This window comes from Pseudomonas sp. NA-150 (assembly GCF_044336365.1).
In the GTDB taxonomy this organism is placed as follows: Bacteria; Pseudomonadota; Gammaproteobacteria; order Pseudomonadales; family Pseudomonadaceae; genus Aquipseudomonas.
In genome coordinates this window covers 1,027,139-1,052,923 of sequence record NZ_CP172305.1, presented here as the reverse complement: position 1 = coordinate 1,052,923, position 25,785 = coordinate 1,027,139, and the positions used below count along the sequence as shown (strand labels likewise).

Below are 25,785 nucleotides of genomic sequence, written 5' to 3'. Positions count from 1 at the left end.
CGTACCTGCGCCCTGTCCTGCACCACAAAACTAATCCCTCGCCGCCGCTGTCTCTGAAATAAGGCCATTTCAGAGCATCAGCGCGGCATGAGCACACCCAGCGATTTCGCTCGACGATGGTTCTCCGCGCGCGGCTGGACACCTTTCGCGTTCCAGAAAGCCGTGTGGGCCGCCGTCAAACGGGGAGAGTCTGGCTTGCTGCACGCCAGCACCGGCGCGGGCAAGACTTACGCCGTCTGGTTTGCCGCGCTCAACCGCTTTGCCTCCGCCCCCTCTGCTGCACGCAAACCGCTTGCAGCCCCACTCAGCGTGTTGTGGATCACCCCGATGCGCGCCCTCGCCGCTGACACCGCGCGCGCGTTGCAAGCACCTTTATTGGATCTGCAGATTCCCTGGAGCGTCGGCCTGCGCACGGGCGACACCAGTAGCAGCGAGCGGGCCAAGCAGGGCCGGCGCCTGCCCAGCGCACTGATCACCACCCCGGAAAGCCTGACCCTGCTGCTGACCCGCGCAGACGCTCAAGCCACGTTCTCGACCTTGCGCATGGTGGTGGTCGATGAATGGCACGAGTTGATCGGCAACAAACGCGGCGTGCAACTGCAACTGGCGCTGGCCCGCTTAAGGCACTGGAACCCACAACTGATCGTGTGGGGCGTTTCTGCGACGCTGGGCAATCAGGCCCATGCACAGCAAGTGCTGCTGGGCGAGCACGGGGTGACGGTACAGGGCGCGGCCAACAAAGACTTACAGGTCGACACCTTGCTGCCCGAGGTCATCGAGCGCTTCCCTTGGGCCGGCCATATGGGCTTGCGCCTGCTGCCCCAGGTGTTGGCCGAGGTCGACAGCAGTGCCAGCTGCCTGTTGTTCACTAACACCCGGGCGCAGTCGGAAATCTGGTACCAGGCGCTGCTCGAAGCCCGGCCGGATTGGGCCGGGCTGATCGCCCTGCATCACGGCTCGCTGGCCCGCGAGGTCCGCGACTGGGTCGAAATGAGCCTCAAGGAAGGTCATCTGAAAGCCGTGGTCTGCACCTCTAGCCTGGATCTGGGTGTGGATTTTCTGCCCGTAGAACGGGTGCTGCAAATCGGCTCGGCCAAGGGCGTCGCCCGCTTGATGCAACGTGCCGGACGCTCGGGCCATGCGCCCGGTCGTCCTTCCCGCGTGACGCTGGTGCCGACCCATAGCCTGGAACTGGTGGAGGCCGCCGCAGCTCACGACGCCGTGGCCGCGCGGATGATCGAGCCCCGCGAGTCGCCGCACAATCCGCTGGATGTGCTGGTCCAGCATCTGGTCAGCATGGCGCTGGGTGGTGGCTTCCGGCCCGATGAATTGCTGGCTGAAGTACGCAGTGCCTGGGCCTACCGCGATTTGAGCGAGGCGCAATGGCAGTGGGCGCTGGCGTTCGTCAGACACGGTGGTCATTCACTGACGGCCTATCCGGATTACCGTCGAGTCGAGCCCGACGAAAATGGCATCTGGCGCGTTCCCGACGCACGTTTGGCGCGACGCCATCGCATGAGCATCGGCACCATTGTCAGCGACGCCAGCATCAACCTGAAGTACTGGAGCAAAGGCGGCGGCGGTCGGTCATTGGGCAGCGTCGAAGAGGCGTTCATCGCGCGCTTGAAGCCCGGTGATGGCTTCTTGTTCGGCGGTCGTCTGCTGGAATTGGTGCGGGTCGAAAACATGACCGCCTACGTGCGCCGCGCCACCGGCAAGAAAGCCGCCGTACCGCGCTGGAATGGCGGGCGCATGCCGCTGTCCAACGAATTGGCGCAAGCGGTGGTGGCGAAATTCGACGAGGGGGCGCGCGGCGAGTTCAAGCGCCCGGAAATGCAGGCCATCCGGCCGTTACTGGAGGTACAGCGGCAATGGTCCGGGTTGCCCCGGCTAACCACGGTACTGGCCGAAGTGCTGAAATCCAGGGAAGGCTGGCACCTGTTTTTCTACCCGTTCGCGGGCCGCCACGTGCATTTGGGGCTGGCAAGTTTGCTGGCCTGGCGCTTGAGCCGGGATCAGCCACTGACGTTTTCGATTGCCGTCAACGACTATGGTTTCGAACTGCTCAGCGCCACACCGATCGACTGGGCCGACGCATTGCGCCCGGAGCTGTTCAGTCCCGAACACTTGTTGGCCGATATTATCGCCAGTCTCAACGCTGGCGAGTTGGCCCTGCGGCGCTTTCGGGAAATCGCCCGAATTGCTGGTCTGGTGTTCTCCGGCTACCCCGGTGCGCCGAAAAGCGCTCGCCAGTTGCAGGCGTCCAGCGGCTTGTTTTACGAGGTGTTCAAACAGTACGACGCCGGCAACTTGCTGCTGACCCAGGCCCAAGAAGAAGTCTTGCGTCAGGAGCTGGATGTTCAGCGGCTCGAACATGCCTTGCAGCAAATTAACGGCCGCACGCTGGATCTGTACCTGATCAAACGCCCGACCCCGCTGGCCTTTCCGCTGCTGGTGGAGCGCTTTCGCGAGAGTTTGAGCAGCGAAAAGCTGGCGGATCGCATCGCCCGCATGGTCCGTGATCTGGAGCAAGCCGCCCAATGAGGACCTACTACCCCTTGGCCCTGGCGGGCGCCGAACTCTGGCTGCTGGCGGAAAAGGCAATTTACTACCCGGCCTGTCGGACGCTGCTGATTGCCGACGCCCACTTCGGCAAGGCCGCGGCCTATCGCAAACTCGGGCAACCGGTACCTCACGGCACCACGCGAAACAACTTACAACGTCTCGACATATTGCTCGCCGAGCATGTCTGCGAGCGCCTGGTTTTTCTCGGAGATTTCCTGCACGCGCCTGGGTCACGCAACGCCGCCACGTTTGCCGCTGTCGAGGAATGGCGATCCCGACACCCCACCCTGGCCATCACCCTGATACGCGGCAATCATGATCGACGCGCCGGGGACCCGCCGCAGGAATGGAGCTTCGCGGTGGTTTCAGAACCGTTGCTGCTGGGGCCCTTTGCTTTGCAACACGAGCCACAGCCCCACCCCACCCACCACGTACTGGCCGGGCATGTGCACCCCATGTATCGGTTGCAAGGCCGTGGCCGGCAAAACCTGCGACTACCCTGCTTCTACGTCGGAAAGCGAGCCACCCTGCTGCCGGCGTTCGGCGCCTTTACCGGAGGCATGAACATAACCCCGGACAGCGATGGCCGGGTATTCGTCGTAGGAGATGGCGCAGTGTGGGTTGCGTACTGAAACGCTACTAGCTCATACCACCGGAGCAGGAGGCGGCTCGTCGGGAAGCATGGGCTCGCCGGGCTCGGAGGGCTGCTCATTGGGCGTATCGGGATCCGGCTGACCCGGAATGCCACCCACCCTGTTCGACTGGGGGTGCGCAAGCAGCGACCAGGCCAGCAGTCCTACATGATTCCGTTCAGAATCTGCGGCGGGGACGATGCGTTTTTGGGTTGTCTTCATAGGGCGCTCCTGAGCATTGGTCCCCCTCACTTGTCGCGAGAGGGAGCCGTCAGTCAGTAGAGTCCCGAAACCAGCACTAATTCCCAGGCTGTCGGATCAACGGCCGAATCAGGTGCGTGGCAGGGTAACCCCGCGCTGCCCCTGATACTTGCCGCCACGGTCCTTGTAAGAGATTTCACACTCTTCGTCGGATTCCAGGAACAGCATCTGCGCCACGCCTTCGTTGGCGTAGATCTTCGCTGGCAGGGTGGTGGTGTTGGAGAACTCCAGGGTCACGTGCCCTTCCCACTCAGGCTCGAGCGGCGTCACGTTGACGATGATTCCGCAGCGGGCGTAGGTGCTCTTGCCCAGACAGATGGTCAATACGTTGCGCGGAATGCGGAAATATTCGACGGTGCGTGCCAGGGCGAAGGAGTTAGGCGGAATGATGCAAACGTCGCTGGTGACGTCGACGAAACTCTTCTCATCGAAGTTCTTCGGATCGACGGTCGCCGAGTTGATGTTGGTGAACACCTTGAATTCCGCAGCGCAGCGCACATCGTAGCCGTAGCTGGACACACCGTAGGAGATCAGACGGTTGGCGCCTTCACCGCGCATCTGGCGCTCTACGAAGGGCTCGATCATGCCGTGCTCTTGCGCCATGCGGCGAATCCACTTGTCCGATTTGATGCTCATGGCGATGTCCTGAATAACGAGGTGAAAAAGATGTCCGGCATCTTACCGGGCTGGGCCTTCGGGTTCAAAGCCCACGGAAAGACTCTGGGCAAGACTTTCATGTATTGAGGAAACGTCCTATACCGCCCGGCGGACAGATAATGAACAACTATCAGCACCGTGAATGCGTTCGGCCCGCTCTAGAGCGCTGTGTGGCTGGTCTGCGCAGCCGTTTTGTCGCGAAAATAAATAATCGTGAACAAGACCATTGGCACGTCCCTGAAAAAGGGTTAAGGTGGCGCCACTGTGTTGCTTGTGTCACTGAGAATCTCTACACGATGTTGAATTTCGATCCAACCATCTCCAAGAATTTTTCCTGCTCTTTGCACTCAGTCTCGGCCAGGGCTTTTCCTGAGTCGCAGTTAACTTTGTCCAAGGAGATACACCATGTCTAATCGCCAAACTGGTACCGTTAAGTGGTTCAACGATGAAAAAGGCTTCGGCTTCATCACTCCACAATCCGGTGACGACCTGTTCGTACACTTCAAAGCTATCCAATCCGACGGCTTCAAAAGCCTGAAAGAAGGCCAACAGGTTTCTTTCATCGCTACCCGCGGTCAGAAAGGCATGCAAGCTGAAGAAGTTCAAGTTATCTAACTTGTACTTATTCGCTTAAAAAGAGCCCCGCCCTCAAAAGCGGGGCTTTTTTGTGCCTGCGTGTTTTATGTGCGAACACCCGAATCGCTGTAGGAGCTGGCTTGCCAGCGATGCGCTTACCTCGGGACATCAGATAAACCGCTATCGCGGGCGAGCCCGCTCCTACAGGGGAATCAATCGTCGCTGACGGTGATATTCGGCATTGCTGGCGTTATAGCTTCCTGCAACACAATCCGCGCGCCCACGTGCCGCGCCAATTCCTGATACACCATCGCAATCGGGCTTTCAGGCTCGGCAATGGCTGTCGGCTTGCCGCCGTCCGCCTGTTCGCGAATCGACATCGACAACGGCAACGACGCCAGCAGTTCGACGTCATACTGCGAAGCCAGCTTCTCGCCACCGCCTTCACCGAACAGATGCTCGGCATGGCCGCAGTTGGAGCAGATGTGTACCGCCATGTTCTCGACCACACCCAGCACTGGAATGTTGACCTTGCGGAACATTTCCACGCCTTTCTTCGCATCCAGCAACGCCAGATCCTGCGGCGTGGTGACGATCACCGCGCCGGCCACCGGGACTTTCTGCGCCAGAGTCAGCTGGATATCACCGGTGCCTGGCGGCATGTCAATCACCAGATAATCCAGATCATTCCACGCCGTTTGGGTAATCAGTTGCAGCAATGCACCCGACACCATAGGCCCGCGCCAGACCATCGGCGTATTGTCGTCGGTGAGAAACGCCATCGACATCACTTCAATGCCATGCGCCTCAATCGGCACGAACCATTTCTGATCCTTGATCTTCGGCCGCGTGCCTTCCGCGATGCCGAACATCACGCCCTGACTCGGACCGTAGATATCGGCGTCGAGAATCCCGACCCGCGCGCCCTCACGGTGTAGTGCCAACGCCAGGTTGGCAGCCGTAGTGGACTTGCCCACTCCGCCTTTGCCGGAAGCCACAGCCACAATGTTCTTCACGTTGGCCATGCCCGGGATCTGCCCCTGAGCCTTGTGCGCGGCAATCACACTGCGAACTTCGACCTTGGCCGACGACACGCCGTCCAGACCTTCGATCGCCATTTGCAGCATTTGCGCCCAGCCGTTCTTGAACAAGGCTGCGGCATAACCCAGCTCCAGCTGCACGCTGACGCGGTCGCCCTGAACGTCGATGGCGCGAACGCAACCAGCGCTGACAGGGTCTTGGTTCAAATAAGGGTCGGTATATTGGCGAAGAACGGCTTCCACCGCTGCGCGATTAACGGCGCTCATGGCTACTCCCGATAGAAAGACTGACTAAAACAGGCGGCTATCCTACGCCTTCTGATGAGTGTAGGCATGAAAAAGCCTGCCACCGCTGGAGAACCCTCGTTGCCCAGCAAACACGGCCGTTGTAGGAGCTGGCTTGCTGGCGATCGACCGCGTAGCGGTCGTAAATCCGGATTATCGGATGTACCTGTCTCTCCGAGTTAACTGGTTTTTACTGCCGCTACGCGTCAGATCGCAGGCAAGCCAGCTCCTACAGGGAATTGTTGGGTATCGTCGCAAGGTGAAAAAAAACGCTCAGACCTTTATAGTGGCCGACCTCCGTTTCACTTCAAGTAGCCGAGCCCCATGTCCGAGCCACGCAAGATTCTCGTCACCAGCGCCCTGCCCTATGCCAATGGTTCAATCCATCTTGGCCATATGCTTGAGTACATCCAGACCGATATGTGGGTGCGCTTCCAGAAGCATCGCGGCAACCAATGCATTTATGTCTGCGCGGACGACGCCCACGGTTCGGCCATCATGCTGCGCGCTGAAAAAGAAGGGATCACCCCGGAACAACTGATCGCCAACGTCCAGGCTGAACACAGCGCCGACTTTGCCGACTTCCTGGTGGACTTCGACAACTTCCACTCGACGCACGCCGAAGAAAACCGCGAGCTGTCGAGCATGATCTACAAACGCCTGCGTGACGCCGGCCACATCGCAACGCGTTCGATCACCCAGTATTTCGACCCGGAAAAGAAAATGTTCCTGGCCGACCGCTTCATCAAGGGCACCTGCCCGAAGTGCGGCACTGAGGATCAGTACGGCGACAACTGCGAAAAGTGCGGCGCCACCTACGCTCCGACCGACCTGAAAGACCCGAAATCGGCGATTTCCGGCGCGACTCCGGTGCTCAAGGACTCGAAGCATTTCTTCTTCGATCTGCCTGCCTTCGACGCCATGCTGAAAAGCTGGACCCGCAGCGGCACCCTGCAAGACGCCGTGGCCAACAAAATCGCCGAGTGGCTGGATTCTGGCCTGCAGCAGTGGGACATCTCCCGCGACGCACCGTATTTCGGCTTCGAAATTCCCGACGAGCCAGGCAAGTATTTCTACGTCTGGCTGGACGCCCCCATCGGCTACATGGCCAGCTTCAAAAACCTCTGCGCACGTCGCCCGGAGCTGGACTTCGACGCGTTCTGGGCCAAGGATTCCACCGCCGAGCTGTACCACTTCATCGGCAAGGACATCGTCAACTTTCACGCCCTGTTCTGGCCAGCGATGCTCGAAGGCTCGGGTTTCCGCAAGCCAAGCGGGATCAACGTGCACGGCTACCTGACCGTCAATGGCCAGAAGATGTCGAAATCGCGCGGCACCTTCATCAAGGCCCGCACCTATCTCGACAACCTGCCGCCGGAATACCTGCGTTACTACTACGCGGCCAAGCTGAGCCGTGGCGTCGACGACCTCGACCTGAACCTCGAAGACTTCGTGCAGAAGGTCAACTCCGACCTGATCGGCAAAGTGGTGAACATTGCCAGCCGTTGCGCCGGCTTTATCCACAAAGGTAACGCCGGCGTGCTGGTGGCCGGCAATGCCGCACCGGAACTGACCGACGCCTTCCTGGCCGCCGCGCCAAGCATCGCCGATGCCTATGAAACGCGGGATTTTGCCCGTGCCATGCGTGAGATCATGGGCCTCGCCGACCGCGCCAACGCCTACATCGCAGATAAAGCGCCGTGGTCGCTGGCCAAGCTGGAAGGCAAACAAGACGAAGTCCAGGCCGTTTGCGCCCTGGGCGTCAACCTGTTCCGCCAGTTGGTGATTTTCCTCAAGCCGGTATTGCCGCTGCTGGCCGCCGATGCCGAGAAATTCCTCAACGTCGCACCGCTGACGTGGGATGACCACCTGACATTGCTGAGCAATCACCCACTCAACCCGTTCCAGGCGCTGATGACTCGCATCGATCCAGTGAAAGTCCAGGCCATGTCCGACGCATCAAAAGAAGACCTGACCGCCAGCCAGACCTCCGCCGCACCGCAAGGCAACGGCGAACTGGCAAAAGACCCACTGTCAGCCGAAATCGACTTCGATGCCTTCGCCGCCGTCGACCTGCGCGTCGCGCTGATCCTCAAGGCCGAGCACGTCGAAGGCGCAGACAAGCTGCTGCGTCTGACCCTGGATATCGGCGATGAGCAACGCAACGTGTTCTCCGGGATCAAGAGTGCCTACCCGAACCCGGCCGAACTGGAAGGTCGCCTGACCATGATGATCGCCAACCTCAAGCCCCGGAAAATGCGTTTTGGCATCTCCGAGGGCATGGTGATGGCAGCCGGCCCTGGCGGTGAAGAAATCTACCTGCTAAGCCCGGACAGCGGCGCCAAACCAGGTCAGCGGATCAAGTAACCGCTGGCCGAAGCCCACTGATTGCCTTTGTGCAGTCAGTGGGCTTTTGCGTGACTGGCACGTCTGCTTTCCCTGCCGGATACTATCTTTGTCACAGGCTCATTGGCCGGCACGATCATGACTGACTTCATCCCCACGCTCATCAGCGCCGCCCTGATCAACAACCTCGTGTTGCAGTTGCCGCTGAGCGTCGATCCTGTGCTCAAGACTGCGCGCGAGACTGATCGCTTGCAGGTTCATGCTTTGGGCATTGCCACGGCGTGGTTCATGCTGGTGAGCAGCGTGCTCAGTTACCTGCTGTATCACTTCCTGTTGCTACCGCTGGAACTGGGCTACCTGCGTCTTTTCGTGTTTCTGCCGGTCAGTGTGCTGGCGATCAAACCCTGCCTGTTGTTGCTCGGCCGGGCGTTACCGCGCCTGCCCCTCGAGGGTTTATGGCCGCTGCTGCTGAGTAACGCTGGTGTCCTCGGCGTGATGCTGCTGAGCACCCGGCCCGACAACGGCATCATTTCCATGTTGGCGCAGAGCCTGGGGGCCGGACTTGGCTTTTGGCTGGCACTAAGCCTGTTCCACGACCTTCGCCAACGCATTCAACTTCAGGACGTCCCGTTGCCTTTTCGCGGTTTACCCATTGAATTGATCGGCGCCGGCCTGATGGGCCTGGCGTTCCTCGGCCTCGGCGGGCTGGTACGCACATGAACCTGATCCAGAGCATCGACGCCCTGCTGCCGCAGACCCAATGCGGCAAGTGCGGCCACCCCGGTTGCAAGCCTTACGCCGAAGGCATTGCCAGCGGTGAGGCGATCAACAAATGTCCGCCCGGCGGCGACGAAACCATTGCCGCGCTGGCCCGGTTGTTGGAAGTGCCGGTGCTGCACCTGGACCTCGAACGCGGCACCGCGCCGGCTCAAGTCGCTTACATCCGCGAGGCCGAGTGCATAGGCTGCACCAAGTGCATTCAGGCGTGCCCGGTGGATGCCATTGTCGGTGCGGCAAAGTTGATGCACACCGTGATCATCGACGAATGCACCGGCTGTGACCTGTGCGTGGCACCGTGCCCGGTGGATTGCATCGATATGCACCCCTTGCCGCTGGCTGGCATCACCCCGGTGGTTGGCGGCCTGGCATTTAACGACGCACAACGACAGGCGCGCACCAGCAAGCGCAACCATGCCCGTCGACGCTTTGAATTGCGCAATGACCGCCTACGGCGCGAAGAGGAACACCGACAAGCTGAGCGCCTGGCTCGGGCCCAGCGCGCAACGCAGGTCAGCAGCGCCGCGAGCGAACCGCTGAATCCGGTGCAAGCCGCGCTGGAACGAATCCGCGCCCAGAAAGCCGAAGCCAATGATCAGGCGCTGAAGAAAGCCAAGATCACCCTGGCGATGAGTCGGGCGCAGTTGAACAAGTCGCTCAAAGCATTCGGCCATCCGCCGACCCGCGAGCAGCAGGCACAGTTGGTGGTCTTGCAGCAGGAGTTCGAAACCGCGGAACAGGCCTTGCAGGCACTCGAAGCCAAGGCGCAACCACTCGCCAGGGTCGATGCCCATGCCAAAGCCTGATGCAATCGATCTGAGCGAACGCCTGCAAAAAACCATGTCGCTGGTGCTCCTGGCCACAGTCCCCGGCGCCCTGACGCTGATGTGGTTTTATGGCTGGGGCGTGGTAATCAATTGGCTACTGTCCGCGAGCATGGCCCTGGCGGTTGAGGCTGTGGTGCTCAAACTACGCCAGCAACCGCTCCAATCCTCGCTGAGCGACGGCAGCGCGCTGGTCAGTGCGACTCTGCTGGCGTTGGCCCTGCCCCCGTATTCGCCGTGGTGGCTGACACTGGCGGCCAGCGGTTTCGCCTTGTTGTTCGGCAAACACCTGTTCGGTGGCGTCGGCAAGAACCCCTTCAACCCGGCGATGCTTGGCTATGCCATGGTGCTGGTGTCGTTTCCGCAGCACATGAACCACTGGCCCGCGCCCCACGGTCTGAATCTCGTGGGCGGTTTACAGGAAATTTTCGGTTTCAGTTTTTCCAGCGACGGCCAACCGGATGCCTGGGCGCAAGCGACTGCGCTGGATGCACTGCGGATCAACAAAAGCCTGACCATTGACGAACTGTTCGCGCGCAATCCGTCGTTTGGCACCTTTGGTGGGCGCGGGGCCGAATGGCTCAATCTGGCGTTCCTCGCCGGCGGTGTGTTTCTGCTGCAGCAACGGGTTTTCACCTGGCATGCGCCGGTGGGGATGTTGGGCAGCCTGTTCGTGATCAGCCTGTTGTGCTGGAACGGCTCCGGTTCGGATTCCAACGGTTCACCGCTGTTCCACCTGCTGACCGGCGCGAGCATGCTCGGTGCATTCTTTATCGCGACAGAGCCGGTGTCCGGCCCCAAGAGCCCGTTCGCTCGCCTGTTGTTCGGCATCGGCGTCGGCTTGATCACGTACCTGATCCGTACCTGGGGCGGTTACCCGGACGGCGTTGCCTTCGCCGTTTTACTGATGAACCTGGGCGTACCGGCGCTCGAACGTATCGAAAGCCTGAAGAGCCTCAGGGGGAAAGCCTCATGAACAAGCCCTCCGGAGCGCTGGGCATGCTGTCCATCGCGGCGCTGGCCTGTATCGGGGTCGCCCTCACCATCGCGTTGCATCGAAGCACGGCACCGCAAATCAGCGCAGCGCAAGAAGCGGCCCAGAGCCAGGCGCTGTTGTCGGTGTTGCCGGCGGACAGTTACGACAATCAACCGCTGAAACATCCGCTGACTCTTCCCCCACGGACACCCGACACACAAGCTGTAATCGCCGCTTACCTTGTCACCCGAGGCGAAAAACCCAGTGCCGTGTTGTTTCAAAGCCAGGCCGAAGGTTATGTGGGTCCCATCGAACTGCTGATCGCCGTCTCGTTCGACGGCCAGTTGATGGGCGTCAAAGTGCTGAAGCAGAATGAAACGGCTGGACTCGGCGACCGCATTGTCACCAAACCTGACTGGTTGGCGCGTTTTCTCGGCAAGTCGCTGAACAACCCCGATGAATCGGCCTGGGCGCTGAAGAAAGACAACGGCCAGTTCGACCAGATTGCCGGCGCGACAGTAACGTCCCGCGCGACAGTCGAAGCCATCCACCAAACCTTGCGCTTTTTCGACGCGTACCGGGCGCAACTGTTGTCGACCGCAAACACAGGCGGCAAGCAGCCATGAGCCAAATCAAACGGCCTGACATCCCCTCTGGCGCCTTGCTCAGCCCGCTGAGCCTGACACCCTTGCTGGGCGCGACAGACTCGCTGATACGGGCGCTGAGCTTGCTGGTACTGCTGTGGAGCGTCGGCGTACTGCACCACGCCCTGTGCCGCTTGCTACGCCCGTTATTCAGCACCGCGATGCACCGGATTGCCAGCACGCTGTTGGCAGCGCTGTTGGTCAGCGGTGTCGAGCTGATACTGCAGGCATACGCACTGGCGCTCTATCAGGGATTGGGGATTTATCTGGCGTTGATAGCCATACATTGCGTCGTGCGCGAGGAGACAGCCAATTCGCATGACAACGGCCCACACGCCTTGTTTCTATTCAGCGGGCTGATGCTGGCCTTAGGCGTGCTTCGGGAAATACTTGGCAGCGGCACCCTGTTTAGCCATGCCCAATGGCTGTTTGGTGCAACCGCGACCCATTGGGAAATCCACCTGCTTAACCAGGGCTGGCACCTTGCCTTGTCAGTACCGGGAGGGTTTATCCTGCTGGGATTGCTGCTCGTGGCAAGGAGCGCCTGGACGCTGCGTGCCGAATCAAAGCCATTGCCCATCGCCGATAACCCTGCTTCGTCTTCCGCCACCAAGGAAACGCTCCACCCATGAATGCCGCAAAACGCCTGGAAATATTCCGTCGTCTGCAAGAAGACAATCCGGACCCGAAGACAGAATTGGCCTACAGCTCACCGTTCGAGCTGTTGATCTCGGTGATTCTCTCGGCCCAGTCAACCGATGTCGGGGTCAACAAAGCCACCGCGCGCCTGTACCCCGTGGCCAATACCGCGCAGGCTATTTACGAGCTGGGGGTAGCCGGACTATCCGAATACATAAAGACCATCGGGCTGTACAACAGCAAGGCGAAAAACGTCATCGAGACTTGCCGGCTGCTGGTCGAGCGACACGGCGGCGAAGTTCCGCAAACTCGCGAAGCCCTGGAGGCGCTGCCAGGCGTGGGGCGTAAAACGGCTAACGTGGTGCTCAATACGGCGTTTCGGCAAATTGCGATGGCGGTCGATACGCATATTTTTCGCGTCAGCAATCGCACGGGCATTGCACCCGGCAAGAATGTGGTCGACGTGGAAAAGCAGTTGATGAAGTTTGTTCCCAAAGATTTCCTGCTGGATGCTCACCACTGGCTGATCCTTCACGGCCGTTATGTGTGTCAAGCGCGCAAGCCTCGCTGTGGCAGTTGCAGGATCGAAGACCTGTGCGAATACAAGCAAAAGACCTCGGACGATTGAGCGATAGTAGTTTCCGAGTGGAATCGATTGAAAAAATCTTTTTTACCCGCAGAAGGATTGCCGCTATAAGGTGCGCCAATGAGACCCTAAGTCTGGAGTCACTTTATGAGCACTGGCAAAGAGCAACTGGACGTAGAAGACGATTTCGTTGTGGCCGATGACGACGCACAAGCCCCCGTCGAACAGGCAAAGACCAACCTCAGCAAACGTCGCACCATCGATAACCTTCTGGAAGAGCGTCGCCTGCAGAAGCAGCTGGCGGACTACGATTTCGACCTGTAGCACCCGGTGTCACCCAGCCCGTGGCCGGACCACGGCATTTCTATAAAGCCTCTCACCCAGGAGAGGCTTTAGCGCTTGATGGTACTCACTGTGCTCCCGCGGCTCTGGAGCCTGCCCTCTTTATCCGATATTCCTGCGCCCCCTGAACGCGGGTGAAGGGCCTTTATCAGACCAAACCGTTACGTTGGGCAAGCTCGATCAGATCGACCAGCGAGTGCGCGTTGAGCTTGAGCAGCAGACGTGTTTTGTAGGTGCTGACGGTCTTGTTGCTGAGAAACATCCCGTCGGCAATTTCTTTATTGGTTTTTCCACGCGCCAGTTGTTGCAGCACCATCATCTCTCGCCCCGATAGTCGATCGACCATGTCGGCTTCACTGGCATTCCCCAGACTTGAGCGCACGGTGTGCAACGCCTGGTTGGGAAAATAGCTATAGCCCGACAGTACCGCCTTGATCGCACTCAACAACTCGGTGAGATCTTGTTGCTTGCAAACATACCCGGCGGCACCCGCCTGCATACAGCGCATGGAGAAATGTCCCGGGGCCTGAGACGTCAGAATCAACACCTTGAAGGGTAACGTCATGGCCGACAATCGAGCGATGACTTCCAGCCCGTCCAGCTTGGGAATACCGATATCAAGAATCACGATATCGGGTAAATGCTCACGAGCCAGTTGCAAGGCATCCACGCCATTATCCGTTTCCGCAATGACTTCATAGCCATGGCGCTCCATTAGCATGCGTACAGCAAGGCGAATGACGGGGTGATCATCCACGATCAGCACTTTATTCATGGGAAATTCCAATTTTCGCTGTTCGAATTTTTAGAGTCAGCACAATAGCGTAGTCGTTTAGTGCTGTGCATAGTGCCACCCCCTGTGTACCAACAGCCAAAGACCATTCCTACATCGACGCCAGATATTTCCTACAAAAGACGTCACCTTCAATGTAAATTTTGAGTTTTTTGACAACCGCATACCTTCGGAGGCAGACAACAAGGTTCCATTTTCATTTGCAGCTCTATTGCATCCCGATTCACGTAATCGAATTATCACCGTCAGGTCAAGCATTGGCCTAATACTCCTTCAGACTAATCGACCTGCGCCGCCATTCCGTTGGGGAACATACTCCCCGCAAAATTCGGCGCCGATCATCTTCCATACACATCCTTGATCCAGCAAAGCACAGTCACCTCGCTAAATGCTACTGATCTCTCCCGCTCAGAATATGTCGGATTGTCAGACATGCCAGCGAGCAAAGCTCAAGAAAATATTACCAACTCAACCGCAAGTATCACACTGCCACCCCATCTGTGCGCAGGTTGAAACTACACACTTACGAAGTATCCTTTATTACACCTACGCACATTAGGAAAGAGCCTACAAACTATTCAGACAACTCCTAGGCCGGTGGATTGTTGCTGCTTACGCGCTCAACCAGCTTCTCAGTCAAAGAGCACACTCAACTAGCGGCAACTAACAGTGCCAGCCAAATCCGTCAACACAAAAATGAACACCAAACGCACTTGACAAATTACTCATTCAGCACTTTTCATTTCAGAAAAGCCCAGTAATGAAAAACATAGCTCATCCGACAATGAGTTAATGCTATCCGTCTCATTTCGGCCATACCCGATTGGACATTAAGGAAACGTACTACGCAGCCCAAAGAAGACTGTTGATTTTTATGTAAGAAACTAACGGCTCGCACAACTGAATGAAGGGCCAGCTATTTTTTTACTTGCAAATTCTATTACCAGTCGTTACTTTTTATCAGCGAAGGCCTCATCAACCCCCTTACATAGTGCTCTTATGAACCATTGAGCACTTCATTTATTACATGTCGGCCCTGCGCCGACAGTGATTTCACACACCCCAGTTCATTGCGCCGAGTTAATTAAACCCGGTGACTTAAACCCGGCCATTCAGAGTTCTGCGTTCTCGGCAAACAGCGGGCTGCAGCAACGCATACTTTATGAAGTGGCCGTCTCCGTTGCTGCATTCAAAGAAGGTAGATGCCCATGAGCAATAAAGAATCCCACCCTGCGTCTAAATCAGCCAATGAGTTGGACCTGACCAGCGCCGTGGAACATTTCATTCAACAGGGAGGGGTTATTCATGTAGTCCCCGCAGGTGAATCCGGTGAATTAGTTAATGAGGCGCCAACCTCTCGACCGGACACGGAGTTAGAAGATGAAAGGCTGAAAAAACTGGAACAGTTTAAGAGCCTGGTCGCGAAAGGCGCGGGTGTCAGCGCGTTACAGTATTCATTGCGGATGAACAAACGTGACCTCCGACGCATGGCCGGGGAAAACGGGCTGAAAATATCCTACAGCCGACCCATACGCCGCAGCCGAAATGAAAAGGCACGCACGACCGAAACCGTCGACGATGAACTCGCCGGCCACGCCATGCATTATTCAAGTCTCGGCTTCTCGGCCCTGGAGATTGCTCAGAAACTGAACCTTAGCGTTCGCCAAGTATGGGAAATCGGTCGCGACTATCGCGTTGAATTCAAACATGCCGGTGAACAACATGAGTTCGATACACCCACTGAGGAATAACCGTCTTGCCCATTCGAACGATACCTCCGACACCCAGCAGTGATTAATGCAGCAGGACCCTCGCCGGTAGACGCGTGCTGACCGTATGCAGTTCAGCGTTCAACAACCACGTTGATACCGGCCGGACTTTAAGATCAAGGAGTCCTGCGCGGGGTCCCACAGGTTTTAAATGCCGTACCCGTGTCATAAACAACCCGCCGGTATCAGCGTCTATTGCAAAGGCGCCGACAATCCGCTTAAACAGCCATTCATCGTATCTACTGCCCACCCTACCGAGATCCCCCATGCTCAAAGAATCCCTCAATGCAATGAATCCCGTCACCGTGATCGCGTTGTTCGCCGCACTGTGCGAAGGCTCCGCCGCCACGGCATTACCCTTCCTCGCCGATGAAAACCAGGATATATATGTATGGTTTCTAATCAGTTTCCCTACCGCACTGACACTGCTTTTTTTTCTGACCCTGAACTTCAACCATAAAGTGCTCTATGCACCCTCAGATTTTTCCAACGAAAAAAACTTCCTAAAGGCATTCAAAAAATCCACTATTGAATTGAAATCGAACGCCCACGCTGACCCTTCTGATGCAGCGCAACTTGGCCATCTGCGCCCGCTGCCAAAATTATTATTACCCCCCGACAAAAAGATAGACGTTTTCTACGGCGGCTTTATTTCTTCCCGGCACGACATCGAGCACCTGATATCGATACTTGACCTGTGTGAGACTGCCGAAAAACCCACGAGCAAGCACAGAGCAAGGCTTATCTTGCTACTCAAGAAACAAAACAAACACGACGAGGAACTCATATCACCCCTCAGGCGGCGTTCGATAGAAACTGCTTACGCCGAAATATTCGCCATTCTCGCTACCGACTCCAGTGACGTAATCGTCTTGTAAACTCACAGACGGTTTTGCAACCTGCATTGCGTGTAGGAAAAAACCAAACTCGCTTACTTCATTATCAACATCGATGCGGGTTTATCCGTTTTTTAGTGTAGGTTTTAGCCTTACATCGTTGCAGCCTATTCGATTGCGAATGAATGACGAACCACAACAGCTTGAATCCACAAGGGTTTTAAAATTTTACGCCCTTGCATAAGTTTTCCTTATGCGTGATGACACCGACACTGCAGGTTCAGAAGCAGCTAAGGTGAAATGCAGGAATGTGCCATCCTCCATTCACCGAGGCGCACAGAAACGTCAGACGAATAATCGAGCAGGAACAATCATGGACAGATTAAAGTGGCTTCAGGACAGTGAGCACGAACTTGAGCGACAACTCCAGTTGCTCACGTTACTTGGATCAAATGCAGCCGACATCAAAGAGCAGGATGTTGAAATCCGGCTTAAAGCATTAATGAAGGGATATCGAATGACATTGGCCGATATTCTTAAACTTCTGGAGGCACCGGTGCCAGGCCGATGTCATAACGGTGACAGTCACCGCTAATACCGTAGCCCCTGATCCGTCTCACACGGTGAACCGGACAGGGGCTACATCTGCTCAAGGCATCAGAACAGCTTGCGGCCTTTATTGGCGGCGATGCGCATGCGCAACGCGTTCAACTTGATGAAGCCAGCAGCGTCCGCCTGATTGTAAGCACCGCCATCTTCTTCGAAGGTGGCGATATTGGCATCGAACAACGATTCGTCGGACTTGCGGCCGGTAACGATGACGTTGCCCTTGTACAGCTTCAGGCGAACCACGCCGTTGACGTGCGCCTGGGAAGCATCGATCATCTGTTGCAGCATCAGACGCTCAGGGCTCCACCAGTAGCCGGTGTAGATCAGGCTGGCGTATTTCGGCATCAACTCGTCTTTGAGGTGAGCGACTTCACGATCCAGGGTAATCGACTCGATGGCGCGGTGGGCACGCAGCATGATGGTGCCGCCAGGGGTCTCGTAGCAGCCACGGGACTTCATGCCGACATAACGGTTCTCGACAATGTCCAGACGGCCGATACCGTGTTCACCACCAATACGGTTCAGGGTCGCCAACACGGTAGCCGGGCTCATTTCGACGCCGTCCAGTGCTACGATATCGCCGTTGCGGTAGGTCAGTTCCAGGTACTGCGCCTTGTCAGGCGCGTTCTCCGGGGAGACGGTCCAACGCCACATGTCTTCTTCGTGCTCGGTCCAGGTGTCTTCCAGCACGCCGCCTTCATAGGAGATGTGCAGCAGGTTAGCATCCATGGAGTACGGCGACTTCTTCTTGCCGTGACGCTCGATCGGAATGTTGTGCTTCTCGGCGTAGTCCATCAGCTTTTCGCGTGACAGCAAATCCCACTCACGCCATGGAGCAATCACTTTCACGCCAGGCTTGAGGGCATAGGCGCCCAATTCGAAACGCACCTGATCGTTGCCTTTACCGGTAGCGCCGTGGGAAATGGCGTCAGCACCGGTTTCGTTGGCGATTTCGATAAGACGTTTGGCGATCAGCGGGCGAGCGATGGAAGTACCCAACAGGTACTCGCCTTCGTAGACGGTGTTGGCGCGGAACATCGGGAATACGAAATCACGCACGAATTCTTCGCGCAGATCGTCGATGTAGATTTCTTTAACGCCCATGGCCTGAGCCTTGGCGCGTGCAGGCTCGACTTCTTCGCCCTGACCGAGATCAGCGGTGAAGGTCACCACTTCACAGTTATAGGTGTCCTGCAGCCATTTCAGGATTACCGAAGTATCCAGGCCACCGGAATACGCGAGAACGACCTTATTTACGTCCGCCATGCCATCACTCCAACGGGTTGTACGGAAAGCGGACGATTCTACCGCTCAAACCCGAGGGTTTACAGGGGCGCGACAGCTTCTGACGAGTAAGCGACAGTTAATGTCGAGCGTACGACCCATTGCAGCTGATTATGATGTAGACGCAGCCGATCCCGCTGTCGCAACAGGCGTTGGCTTCTCGTCCGGCGCAACCCGTTCGAGGTGAATATTCACCCGACGATTAAGCGCACGGTTGGCGGCGTTGGTATTGGGCGCCAACGGGTAGCGCTCGCCATGGAAACGCATGGTGATTTGTTTTTCCGGGATCCCTTGCGCCTTAAAGTAGTCCATCACCGCCAGCGCGCGACGCCTTGAGGTTTCGCGGTTGGTCAAACGGTTACCGCCATTGTCGGAATGGCCATCGAGCTCAATGTGATTGACGGTGGGGTCTGCCTTGAGGAAGTCGACGATCATCTGGAGTTTGGTCCGCGCGTGTGGATCAAGCTCGTCGCCGCCACCGGGGAAACCGATTTGCGCTTGTTTGACCTGCTCGTAGTTCATTGGCAACAGCTTGGCCGTGCAGGCCTGATAATCGCTGTAGGCCTTGGTGAACTTGACTGGTAGCAGACGCACTTCCAGCACGCTGTCGCCGCCGAGGGAATGGTGGCGAATCACCGGGCTGCGACCTTCCAGCAAGCCGGCAATCAATCGCCCGGCCTGCCCTTGAGAGCTGTTGAACGGAATCTGGCTGTTATTCACCTTGACCGCGCCCAGGCTGACATCACCACGGCCTGGCTGCCATGGCGCCTCCGCCGCCAGCAAGGTCGCCGAGCCCGGTGCGAGCATGCCGCCATTGGCCTTGAGGCGGAACGTCGCCTGTTCGCCCGCACGACGGACGAATTCTCCTACACCGAAATCGGTGATGGGTTGGCTCAATCGACACTCGAACTGATCGCCGTCGACTTTCCATTCGATACTTTCCAGACGCGTCTGGAAGGTGATAGCCATTGCCGGCAGGCTGGCAAATACACTGAGCAAGGCTAGATAACGCTGGCGCACGGGAGGCTCCACAGGAATACGCATACGTCTGGCTATCGGTTAGTTGCTGGAAAACTTGATAGCGAGTGCCTGCAAGAGTCTTTTCCGGTAGCATTCCCAGCGAGTTTGACCCGCCTGGAATCCCCAATGTCCGACCGCCTGACCCTCCTGCGTCCCGACGACTGGCATATTCACCTCCGCGATGGAGCTGTTTTGCCTCACACCGTTGCTGACGTAGCGCGCACTTTTGGCCGCGCAATCATCATGCCTAACCTGGTGCCGCCTGTACGTAATGCACTGGAAGCTGACGCTTATCGCCAGCGAATCCTTGCTGCACGACCGGCTGGCAGTCGCTTCGAGCCACTGATGGTGCTGTACCTGACCGATCTGACACAGCCACAGGATATCCGCGACGCGAAAGCCAGCGGTTTCGTCCATGCGGCAAAACTGTATCCGGCCGGGGCAACCACCAACTCTGATTCCGGCGTTACCAGCATCGACAAGATTTTCCCGGCACTGGAAACCATGGCCGAGGTCGGCTTGCCGCTTCTGGTCCACGGTGAAGTGACCCGTGGCGAAATCGATGTCTTCGACCGTGAAAAGATGTTCATCGACGAGCATCTGCGTCGCGTGGTCGAGCGTTTCCCGACGCTAAAAGTGGTGTTCGAACACATCACCACCTCCGAGGCCGTGCAATTCGTCAATCAGGCATCAGCCAACGTGGGTGCGACGATCACCGCTCACCACTTGCTGTATAACCGCAACCACATGTTGGTTGGCGGTATTCGCCCGCACTTCTATTGCCTGCCGATCCTCAAGCGCAATACGCACCAGGAAGCCTTGCTCGACGCTGCCACCAGTGGCAGCACGAAGTTCTTCCTCGGCACCGATTCGGCCCCGCACGCCCAGCACGCCAAAGAAAATGCCTGTGGTTGTGCCGGCTGCTACACCGCGTATGCGGCGATCGAGCTGTACGCCGAAGCCTTCGAGAACCGCAACGCCTTGGACAAGCTGGAAGGTTTTGCCAGCCTGCACGGTCCTGCGTTCTACGGCCTGACACCGAACAGTGACACCATAACGCTGGTCCGTGATGAATGGACCGCACCTGCCAGCCTGCCCTTTGGCGAGTTGTCTGTAATCCCGCTGCGCGCCGGTGAAAAACTGCGCTGGCGTCTGCTGGAGGAACACGCGTGAGTGAAGACCATTTCGACGACGAACAGGACGGTCATAGCGGCGGTGGTGGCTCGCGTCACCCTATGGCTGCCCGCTTCCGCGGCTATCTGCCGGTCGTTATCGACGTAGAAACCGGTGGTTTCAACTGCGCCACCGATGCGTTGCTGGAAATTGCCGCGACCACCATCGGCATGGATGAGCGGGGTTTCGTGTTCCCTGAGCACACCTACTTCTTCCGCGTCGAACCGTTCGAAGGCGCCAACGTTGAAGCGGCAGCGCTGGAATTCACCGGCATCAAGCTCGACCATCCGCTGCGCATGGCGGTGAGTGAAGAAACCGCGCTGAATGACATCTTCCGTGGTGTGCGCAAGGCATTGAAAGCCAATGGCTGCAAGCGCGCGGTGCTGGTCGGGCACAACGCCAGTTTCGACCTCGGCTTCCTCAATGCCGCAGTCGCTCGCCTGGACATGAAACGCAACCCGTTTCACCCGTTCTCCAGCTTCGACACCGCGACCCTGGCCGGTCTGGCCTACGGTCAAACCGTGTTGGCCAAGGCCTGCTCGGCGGCGGGCATCGATTTTGACGGTCGTGAAGCCCACTCGGCACGCTATGACACCGAAAAGACCGCCGAGCTGTTCTGCGGCATCGTCAACCGCTGGAAAGAAATGGGCGGCTGGGAAGACTTCGACGATTGAAGCCTGCTTTAGCCCCTGCAAAACCGGCCCTTATGGCCGGTTTTTTTTCGCCTGCACATCACTGTAGGAGCCAACTTGTTGGCGAACGGCTTGACGCGACCTGTCTGACACATTGCCTCGCCAACAAGTTGGCTCCTACAGAGGGTTGCGGTTTTCAGCTCAATCGCCGTTCATCGCCTCCTCGCCTTTCACTTACGAATGCGACCAAAGTTGCTTTGACAAGCATTCTCATTAACATTAAGATCCCTCGCATCGAGCCACAACCCACGACGGTTCCTCTTTATGTATGTTTGCCTCTGCCAAGGTGTTACTGACGGACAAATCCGCGACGCGATCATGGAAGGTTGCTGCAGTTACCGTGACGTCCGACAGACCTTGGGCGTAGCCAGCAAATGCGGTAAATGCGCCTCGTTTGCCAAAGAAGTGGTTCGCGAAACCTTGACCGAGCTACAAAGCAGTCAAGTGGTGATGGCTTACCCCGCAGAATTTTCAGTCGCTTGAACCCAGCGATTTAAACAACCGGACCTAGTGTCCGGTTTTTTTATGCTCGTAATTCAATTGCTTAGCGCCAAGATGCGGAACACAAACATTCTTATTAGTATTTAAATGACTTATTATTCAACAACTTAGGTTTGACAGTAATAACAGTGCGGCCCAGACTATCGGCTTATCGACATAACTACTGAGCAGGACCTCGACATGAAAGGCGACATTACAGTCATCCAGCATCTCAACAAGATCCTCGGAAACGAGCTGGTCGCAATCAACCAATATTTCCTTCACGCCCGCATGTACGAAGATTGGGGCCTGAAAAAACTCGGTGAACACGAGTATCACGAGTCCATCGACGAGATGAAGCACGCCGACAAGCTGATCAAGCGCATCCTGTTCCTCGAGGGTCTGCCGAATCTGCAAGAGCTGGGCAAAATCCTGATCGGTGAACACACCAAGGAAATGCTTGAGTGCGACCTGAAGATCGAGCAAAAAGGCCATGCCGATCTGAAAGCAGCTATCGCTCACTTTGAAACCGTGGGTGACTTCGGCAGCCGCGAGCTGCTGGAAGATATCCTCGAGTCCGAAGAAGAGCACATCGACTGGCTGGAAACCCAACTGGGCCTGATCGATAAAGTCGGTATCGAGAACTACCTGCAATCGCAGATGGGCGACTGATACCCGCTTCAAGCCCAACAAAAAGCCCCGCTCCTCTTTCGAGGGCGGGGCTTTTTAATGCGCCGGACTTGATCCGGCGCGGGCGACCGTTACGCGTCAGCTTTGGCAGCTGCGGCTTTGACGGTGGCGTCCTTGACCTGCGTTTGCAACTCGCCACTGGCAAACAGCTCAGTGATGATGTCGCTGCCGCCGACCAACTCGCCGCCAACCCACAACTGCGGGAAGGTTGGCCAGTTAGCGTATTTCGGCAGGTTTGCACGAATTTCCGGGTTTTGCAGGATATCGACGTAAGCGAACTTCTCGCCGCACGCCATCAATGCCTGGGAAGCCTTGGCCGAAAAACCACACTGTGGCGCATTCGGCGAGCCTTTCATGTAAAGCAGAACGGTGTTGCTAGCAATCTGCTCTTTAATAGTTTCGATGATATCCATGGAGCACCTCGGCTGAACTTTCCGACTCAGATGTCGGCACGGTGCCGCATTGTAGCGGAAACCCGAGCGTGACGCTCGGGCTCTCCTTTTGCTATTCGACTATTGACTGAGTCTTTATGCCGCAGCCACCTGCACCGGCACTCCGTTCAGCGCTGGCGTTGCCTGAGAGCACGTCCAGCTGACGCTCATCGGTCAGGTCGTTGGCACTGACGCCCGGCTGATCGCTGGCGATGCCCATCTGCACACCGGGACGCGCATGCCCCCAGCCGTGAGGCAGGCTGACCACGCCCTGCATCATCTCGACGCTGCCCAGCACCTGCACCTCGACCATCCCGACCCGTGAACTGACCCGCACCCACTGCCCGTCCACCAACCCGCGACTGCTTAGGTCATCCGGGTGCATCAGCAACTGATGACGCGGCTTACCCTTCACCAAACGGTGGTAGTTGTGCATCCAGGAGTTGTTGCTGCGTACGTGCCGTCGGCCAATCAGCAGCAGTTCGCCGGTTGCCGGCTGCTCGGCATCGAAACGCGCCAGATCGGCCATGATCACGGGCGGTGCGGCCTGGATGCGTTGGTTGGCGGTCTTCAAGCGTGGCGCCAGATTCGGCTTGAGTGCGCCCAAATCGACCCCGTGTGGAAAGTCGCGCAGTCGCTCCACGGACAGTTGGTATTCACTGTTGTCGCCATACATGCCGGCGCGCAGACCGAGATCAATCATCTTCGCCGGAGAAATGGTCGGTTTCAGCTCGCGCTCGGCTTTGGCGGCGAACGCCTGGGCCAGGCCGACGAAGATTTCCCAGTCATGCAGCGCCCCTTCGGGCTTTGGCAGCATCGCGCGGTTGAATCGGGTGACGTTGCGCACCGCGAACATATTGAACGTGGTGTCGTAATGATCGTTTTCCAGGGCTGAGGTCGACGGCAGAATCAGATCGGCGTAGCGCGTGGTTTCATTGATGTACAAGTCGATACTGAGCATGAACTCGAGACCGTCCAGCGCGTGCTCCAGATTGCGCCCGTTCGGCGTCGACAGCACTGGATTGCCGGCCACGGTGATCAAGGCGCGCACCTGCCCTTCCCCTTCGCTCAGCATCTCTTCGGCCAGCGCCGAAACCGGCAACTCACCCGAATACTCAGGCAGACCGGAAACCCGACTCTGCCAACGATTGAAATGCCCGCCCGAGGTCGAACTGACCAGATCCAGCGCAGGCTCGGTGCACAACGCGCCACCCACCCGGTCCAGATTGCCGCTGACCAGATTGATCAACTGCACCAGCCAATGGCACAGGGTGCCGAACGACTGGGTGGAAATCCCCATGCGCCCGTAGCACACCGCTTTGTCGGCGCTGGCGAAGTCCCGCGCCAGTTGCCGGATCTGCTCGGCCGGTATGCCGCAACGCGGGCTCATGGCCTCTGCGTTCAAATGAGCAATGGCTTGCCGTACTTCATCCAGGCCATCCACCGGCAGATGGCTGGCGCGGGTCAGGTTTTCTTCGAACAGCGTGTTGAGCAGACCGAACAGCAACGCCGCATCACCACCCGGCCGCACGAACACATGTTGATCGGCGATCGCAGCGGTTTCACTGCGACGAGGATCGACCACCACCACTTTGCCGCCGCGCTTCTGAATGGCCTTGAGACGTTTCTCGACGTCCGGCACGGTCATGATGCTGCCGTTGGATGCCAGCGGATTACCGCCGAGGATCAGCATGAAGTCGGTGTGATCGATGTCCGGAATTGGCAACAGCAAGCCGTGGCCATACATCAAATGGCTGCTCAAGTGATGCGGCAGTTGGTCCACCGAGGTCGCGGAAAAACGATTACGGGATTTCAGCAGGCCCAGGAAATAGTTGCTGTGGGTCATCAACCCATAGTTATGCACACTGGGATTGCCCTGATAAATCGCCACGGCGTTCTGCCCATGACGTTGCTGAATCGCGAACAAGCGCTCAGCCACCAGGTCAAACGCGGCCTGCCACTCGATTGGCTGCCATTCGCTACCGACTCTGAGCATCGGTTGACGCAAGCGGTCAGGGTCGTTCTGGATATCTTGCAGCGCCACCGCTTTGGGACAGATATGGCCGCGACTGAAGGTGTCCTCGGCATCGCCCTTGATCGAGGTAATGCGAATGTCCTGGCCGTCTTCTTCAGTGGTTTCGATGGTCAGGCCGCAAATGGCCTCGCACAGATGGCAAGCACGGTGATGGAGAGTCTTGGTCATCGCCAGCCTCATTTTGTTATGGACGACCTTGCGGCCGCAGAAACAAAACTATGGTGCCAGATGGACAAGGAAGCCAGAGACGTTCGTCTTGTGAATCGAGGGGCATCAGGCGCGCCGATGCCACTTATTGAAAAAGCTTGGCGCCTGATCTGTCGGGTCAGTCAGCCGATCAGGTGATGGTCTTGCGCTGCATCTGCAGCTCGTGGACGGTTTCAATCTGTTCCTGCGCGACATGCACACCGGTCAGCTCGCCTATCAGGCGCCAGTGCTCATCCAGCCCGGCACTGATCGTTGCCATGCGGTCGATCATCCGCCGGCCAGCCGAACGCGTGATCTCGTCGTTACTGCGCAGCAATTCGAACGACATGGAGGTCACCGAAGCAGTGAGGTGCGTCAGCGTCCGAGCGGTGAGCCCGAGTAACTCCGTCAATTGCTGTTCTTTAGATTCCATTCCTTGAAGCCCTAGTGGTCAGCAGGCGCTATTTATACCGCAGCCGAGGGTTTTATGAAATGGTTGTACCGATGCTTACCCGGCTAGATACAGACTGGATACAGTGTGTAACGCGCTGTCACTATTACAAGAAGGGCATTAATTGCCAAAGCACGAAACCGCAGTGTACAAATGCCGCCTTCTTCGCTGAAGATAGCTCGCTAT

26 protein-coding genes and 1 pseudogene are annotated in these 25,785 nt (G+C 57.6%); 18 read left to right on the top strand and 9 right to left on the bottom strand.

Translation table 11 applies throughout. The features are described from left to right. Nucleotides 1-87 precede the first annotated feature (87 nt). Nucleotides 88-2,544 carry a ligase-associated DNA damage response DEXH box helicase gene (locus ACF0H7_RS05085; RefSeq protein ID WP_397451705.1) on the top strand — a complete coding sequence of 819 codons (2,457 nt, stop codon included), beginning with the start codon at nt 88-90 and terminating at the stop codon, nt 2,542-2,544. Continuing rightward, nucleotides 2,541-3,197: a ligase-associated DNA damage response endonuclease PdeM gene (gene pdeM, locus ACF0H7_RS05080; RefSeq protein ID WP_397451704.1), complete on the top strand. Its 657-nt coding sequence runs from the start codon at nt 2,541-2,543 to the stop codon at nt 3,195-3,197. Before ACF0H7_RS05085 ends, pdeM begins: the two co-directional genes overlap by 4 nt. Before the next feature lie 12 nt (nt 3,198-3,209). Here the strand turns inward: pdeM and ACF0H7_RS05075 are convergent, their stop codons facing one another. Beyond that, nucleotides 3,210-3,419, bottom strand: a complete 210-nt coding sequence (locus ACF0H7_RS05075) for a hypothetical protein (RefSeq protein WP_397451703.1) — start codon at nt 3,417-3,419, stop codon at nt 3,210-3,212. A gap of 108 nt (nt 3,420-3,527) precedes the next feature. Next, the gene (dcd, locus tag ACF0H7_RS05070; protein ID WP_397451702.1) at nt 3,528-4,094 is read right to left on the bottom strand and encodes a dCTP deaminase; all 567 of its coding nucleotides are present in this window, start codon (nt 4,092-4,094) and stop codon (nt 3,528-3,530) included. A gap of 426 nt (nt 4,095-4,520) precedes the next feature. Here dcd and ACF0H7_RS05065 point away from each other — a divergent pair, with 426 nt between their 5' ends. Next, a complete protein-coding gene (locus ACF0H7_RS05065; RefSeq protein ID WP_002554837.1) occupies nt 4,521-4,730 on the top strand; it encodes a cold-shock protein in 210 nt (69 codons plus the stop codon). 173 nt (nt 4,731-4,903) lie between these two features. On the opposite strand, the gene apbC is transcribed toward ACF0H7_RS05065, so the two are convergent. After that, nucleotides 4,904-5,998: an iron-sulfur cluster carrier protein ApbC gene (gene apbC, locus ACF0H7_RS05060; RefSeq protein ID WP_397451701.1), complete on the bottom strand. Its 1,095-nt coding sequence runs from the start codon at nt 5,996-5,998 to the stop codon at nt 4,904-4,906. 342 nt (nt 5,999-6,340) lie between these two features. Between apbC and metG the strand changes: the two genes are divergently transcribed. The 8 genes from metG (at nt 6,341) to ACF0H7_RS05020 (ending at nt 13,132) form a co-directional block, all read left to right on the top strand. Continuing rightward, nucleotides 6,341-8,383, top strand: a complete 2,043-nt coding sequence (gene metG / locus ACF0H7_RS05055; protein ID WP_397451700.1) for a methionine--tRNA ligase — start codon at nt 6,341-6,343, stop codon at nt 8,381-8,383. Nucleotides 8,384-8,500: 117 nt separating this feature from the next. Beyond that, nucleotides 8,501-9,082, top strand: a complete 582-nt coding sequence (locus ACF0H7_RS05050; protein ID WP_397451699.1) for an Rnf-Nqr domain containing protein — start codon at nt 8,501-8,503, stop codon at nt 9,080-9,082. Then, the gene (gene rsxB / locus ACF0H7_RS05045) at nt 9,079-9,945 is read left to right on the top strand and encodes an electron transport complex subunit RsxB (RefSeq protein ID WP_397451698.1); all 867 of its coding nucleotides are present in this window, start codon (nt 9,079-9,081) and stop codon (nt 9,943-9,945) included. Before ACF0H7_RS05050 ends, rsxB begins: the two co-directional genes overlap by 4 nt. Continuing rightward, nucleotides 9,926-10,939, top strand: coding sequence for an RnfABCDGE type electron transport complex subunit D (locus ACF0H7_RS05040; protein ID WP_397451697.1), 1,014 nt, complete (start codon nt 9,926-9,928; stop codon nt 10,937-10,939). The genes rsxB and ACF0H7_RS05040 overlap by 20 nt, the downstream gene beginning before the upstream one ends. Further along, a complete protein-coding gene (locus tag ACF0H7_RS05035; RefSeq protein ID WP_397451696.1) occupies nt 10,936-11,565 on the top strand; it encodes an RnfABCDGE type electron transport complex subunit G in 630 nt (209 codons plus the stop codon). The genes ACF0H7_RS05040 and ACF0H7_RS05035 overlap by 4 nt, the downstream gene beginning before the upstream one ends. Then, nucleotides 11,562-12,215, top strand: a complete 654-nt coding sequence (locus ACF0H7_RS05030; protein ID WP_397451695.1) for an Rnf-Nqr domain containing protein — start codon at nt 11,562-11,564, stop codon at nt 12,213-12,215. The genes ACF0H7_RS05035 and ACF0H7_RS05030 overlap by 4 nt, the downstream gene beginning before the upstream one ends. Then, the gene (gene nth / locus ACF0H7_RS05025; protein WP_397451694.1) at nt 12,212-12,850 is read left to right on the top strand and encodes an endonuclease III; all 639 of its coding nucleotides are present in this window, start codon (nt 12,212-12,214) and stop codon (nt 12,848-12,850) included. Before ACF0H7_RS05030 ends, nth begins: the two co-directional genes overlap by 4 nt. 105 nt (nt 12,851-12,955) lie before the next feature. Continuing rightward, on the top strand, nt 12,956-13,132 hold the full coding sequence (locus ACF0H7_RS05020; protein WP_397451693.1) for a PA3496 family putative envelope integrity protein: 177 nt from the start codon (nt 12,956-12,958) through the stop codon (nt 13,130-13,132). Nucleotides 13,133-13,298: 166 nt separating this feature from the next. Here the strand turns inward: ACF0H7_RS05020 and ACF0H7_RS05015 are convergent, their stop codons facing one another. Next, nucleotides 13,299-13,925 (bottom strand): response regulator, encoded by a 627-nt coding sequence (locus ACF0H7_RS05015; protein ID WP_397451692.1) that lies wholly within the window; start codon nt 13,923-13,925, stop codon nt 13,299-13,301. Between the two features lie 1,226 nt (nt 13,926-15,151). Here ACF0H7_RS05015 and ACF0H7_RS05010 point away from each other — a divergent pair. The 3 genes from ACF0H7_RS05010 (at nt 15,152) to ACF0H7_RS05000 (ending at nt 17,143) form a co-directional block, all read left to right on the top strand. Beyond that, nucleotides 15,152-15,694 carry a hypothetical protein gene (locus tag ACF0H7_RS05010; RefSeq protein WP_397451691.1) on the top strand — a complete coding sequence of 181 codons (543 nt, stop codon included), beginning with the start codon at nt 15,152-15,154 and terminating at the stop codon, nt 15,692-15,694. A 284-nt stretch (nt 15,695-15,978) separates the two neighbouring features. Then, entirely contained in the window at nt 15,979-16,590 is a 612-nt protein-coding gene (locus ACF0H7_RS05005; RefSeq protein WP_397451690.1) for a hypothetical protein, read from the top strand. 211 nt (nt 16,591-16,801) lie between these two features. Then, nucleotides 16,802-17,143 carry a hypothetical protein gene (locus ACF0H7_RS05000; RefSeq protein ID WP_397451689.1) on the top strand — a complete coding sequence of 114 codons (342 nt, stop codon included), beginning with the start codon at nt 16,802-16,804 and terminating at the stop codon, nt 17,141-17,143. A gap of 62 nt (nt 17,144-17,205) precedes the next feature. Here ACF0H7_RS05000 and ACF0H7_RS04995 read toward each other — a convergent pair whose 3' ends face one another. Together ACF0H7_RS04995 and ACF0H7_RS04990 are read right to left on the bottom strand one after the other, a co-directional pair. Next, entirely contained in the window at nt 17,206-18,423 is a 1,218-nt protein-coding gene (locus ACF0H7_RS04995; protein WP_397451688.1) for an argininosuccinate synthase, read from the bottom strand. Between the two features lie 129 nt (nt 18,424-18,552). Beyond that, nucleotides 18,553-19,461 (bottom strand): OmpA family protein, encoded by a 909-nt coding sequence (locus ACF0H7_RS04990; protein WP_397451687.1) that lies wholly within the window; start codon nt 19,459-19,461, stop codon nt 18,553-18,555. Nucleotides 19,462-19,587: 126 nt separating this feature from the next. On the opposite strand from ACF0H7_RS04990, the gene pyrC reads away from it, so the two are divergent. The 4 genes from pyrC (at nt 19,588) to bfr (ending at nt 22,478) form a co-directional block, all read left to right on the top strand. Continuing rightward, entirely contained in the window at nt 19,588-20,634 is a 1,047-nt protein-coding gene (pyrC, locus tag ACF0H7_RS04985; RefSeq protein ID WP_397451686.1) for a dihydroorotase, read from the top strand. Continuing rightward, the gene (gene rnt / locus ACF0H7_RS04980) at nt 20,631-21,308 is read left to right on the top strand and encodes a ribonuclease T (RefSeq protein WP_397451685.1); all 678 of its coding nucleotides are present in this window, start codon (nt 20,631-20,633) and stop codon (nt 21,306-21,308) included. The genes pyrC and rnt overlap by 4 nt, the downstream gene beginning before the upstream one ends. A gap of 282 nt (nt 21,309-21,590) precedes the next feature. Continuing rightward, nucleotides 21,591-21,809, top strand: a complete 219-nt coding sequence (locus ACF0H7_RS04975) for a bacterioferritin-associated ferredoxin (RefSeq protein ID WP_397451684.1) — start codon at nt 21,591-21,593, stop codon at nt 21,807-21,809. 198 nt (nt 21,810-22,007) lie between these two features. After that, on the top strand, nt 22,008-22,478 hold the full coding sequence (gene bfr, locus ACF0H7_RS04970) for a bacterioferritin (RefSeq protein ID WP_397451683.1): 471 nt from the start codon (nt 22,008-22,010) through the stop codon (nt 22,476-22,478). An 89-nt stretch (nt 22,479-22,567) separates the two neighbouring features. On the opposite strand, the gene grxD is transcribed toward bfr, so the two are convergent. The 3 genes and pseudogenes from grxD to ACF0H7_RS04955 all read right to left on the bottom strand — a co-directional run bounded on the left by grxD (nt 22,568) and on the right by ACF0H7_RS04955 (nt 25,581). Continuing rightward, nucleotides 22,568-22,909: a Grx4 family monothiol glutaredoxin gene (grxD, locus tag ACF0H7_RS04965; protein WP_397451682.1), complete on the bottom strand. Its 342-nt coding sequence runs from the start codon at nt 22,907-22,909 to the stop codon at nt 22,568-22,570. 114 nt (nt 22,910-23,023) lie between these two features. Beyond that, nucleotides 23,024-25,130: pseudogene (locus ACF0H7_RS04960) on the bottom strand (molybdopterin oxidoreductase family protein). Nucleotides 25,131-25,299: 169 nt separating this feature from the next. Continuing rightward, nucleotides 25,300-25,581, bottom strand: a complete 282-nt coding sequence (locus tag ACF0H7_RS04955; protein ID WP_397451681.1) for a hypothetical protein — start codon at nt 25,579-25,581, stop codon at nt 25,300-25,302. Between the last annotated feature and the right edge of the window lie 204 nt (nt 25,582-25,785).

Bases quoted from the DNA above. Each gene is read 5' to 3' on its own strand.
- ACF0H7_RS04955 (WP_397451681.1), bottom strand. From the start codon at position 25,581: ATGGAATCTAAAGAACAGCAATTGACGGAGTTACTCGGGCTCACCGCT.
- ACF0H7_RS05030 (WP_397451695.1), top strand. From the start codon at position 11,562: ATGAGCCAAATCAAACGGCCTGACATCCCCTCTGGCGCCTTGCTCAGC.
- nth (WP_397451694.1), top strand. From the start codon at position 12,212: ATGAATGCCGCAAAACGCCTGGAAATATTCCGTCGTCTGCAAGAAGAC.
- ACF0H7_RS05000 (WP_397451689.1), top strand. From the start codon at position 16,802: ATGCGTGATGACACCGACACTGCAGGTTCAGAAGCAGCTAAGGTGAAA.
- ACF0H7_RS05065 (WP_002554837.1), top strand. From the start codon at position 4,521: ATGTCTAATCGCCAAACTGGTACCGTTAAGTGGTTCAACGATGAAAAA.
- ACF0H7_RS05015 (WP_397451692.1), bottom strand. From the start codon at position 13,925: ATGAATAAAGTGCTGATCGTGGATGATCACCCCGTCATTCGCCTTGCT.
- ACF0H7_RS05020 (WP_397451693.1), top strand. From the start codon at position 12,956: ATGAGCACTGGCAAAGAGCAACTGGACGTAGAAGACGATTTCGTTGTG.
- ACF0H7_RS05040 (WP_397451697.1), top strand. From the start codon at position 9,926: ATGCCCATGCCAAAGCCTGATGCAATCGATCTGAGCGAACGCCTGCAA.
- ACF0H7_RS05050 (WP_397451699.1), top strand. From the start codon at position 8,501: ATGACTGACTTCATCCCCACGCTCATCAGCGCCGCCCTGATCAACAAC.
- ACF0H7_RS04995 (WP_397451688.1), bottom strand. From the start codon at position 18,423: ATGGCGGACGTAAATAAGGTCGTTCTCGCGTATTCCGGTGGCCTGGAT.
- rsxB (WP_397451698.1), top strand. From the start codon at position 9,079: ATGAACCTGATCCAGAGCATCGACGCCCTGCTGCCGCAGACCCAATGC.
- ACF0H7_RS05010 (WP_397451691.1), top strand. From the start codon at position 15,152: ATGAGCAATAAAGAATCCCACCCTGCGTCTAAATCAGCCAATGAGTTG.
- ACF0H7_RS05035 (WP_397451696.1), top strand. From the start codon at position 10,936: ATGAACAAGCCCTCCGGAGCGCTGGGCATGCTGTCCATCGCGGCGCTG.
- apbC (WP_397451701.1), bottom strand. From the start codon at position 5,998: ATGAGCGCCGTTAATCGCGCAGCGGTGGAAGCCGTTCTTCGCCAATAT.
- ACF0H7_RS05005 (WP_397451690.1), top strand. From the start codon at position 15,979: ATGCTCAAAGAATCCCTCAATGCAATGAATCCCGTCACCGTGATCGCG.
- ACF0H7_RS05075 (WP_397451703.1), bottom strand. From the start codon at position 3,419: ATGAAGACAACCCAAAAACGCATCGTCCCCGCCGCAGATTCTGAACGG.
- bfr (WP_397451683.1), top strand. From the start codon at position 22,008: ATGAAAGGCGACATTACAGTCATCCAGCATCTCAACAAGATCCTCGGA.
- metG (WP_397451700.1), top strand. From the start codon at position 6,341: ATGTCCGAGCCACGCAAGATTCTCGTCACCAGCGCCCTGCCCTATGCC.
- grxD (WP_397451682.1), bottom strand. From the start codon at position 22,909: ATGGATATCATCGAAACTATTAAAGAGCAGATTGCTAGCAACACCGTT.
- pyrC (WP_397451686.1), top strand. From the start codon at position 19,588: ATGTCCGACCGCCTGACCCTCCTGCGTCCCGACGACTGGCATATTCAC.
- ACF0H7_RS04975 (WP_397451684.1), top strand. From the start codon at position 21,591: ATGTATGTTTGCCTCTGCCAAGGTGTTACTGACGGACAAATCCGCGAC.
- dcd (WP_397451702.1), bottom strand. From the start codon at position 4,094: ATGAGCATCAAATCGGACAAGTGGATTCGCCGCATGGCGCAAGAGCAC.
- ACF0H7_RS05085 (WP_397451705.1), top strand. From the start codon at position 88: ATGAGCACACCCAGCGATTTCGCTCGACGATGGTTCTCCGCGCGCGGC.
- pdeM (WP_397451704.1), top strand. From the start codon at position 2,541: ATGAGGACCTACTACCCCTTGGCCCTGGCGGGCGCCGAACTCTGGCTG.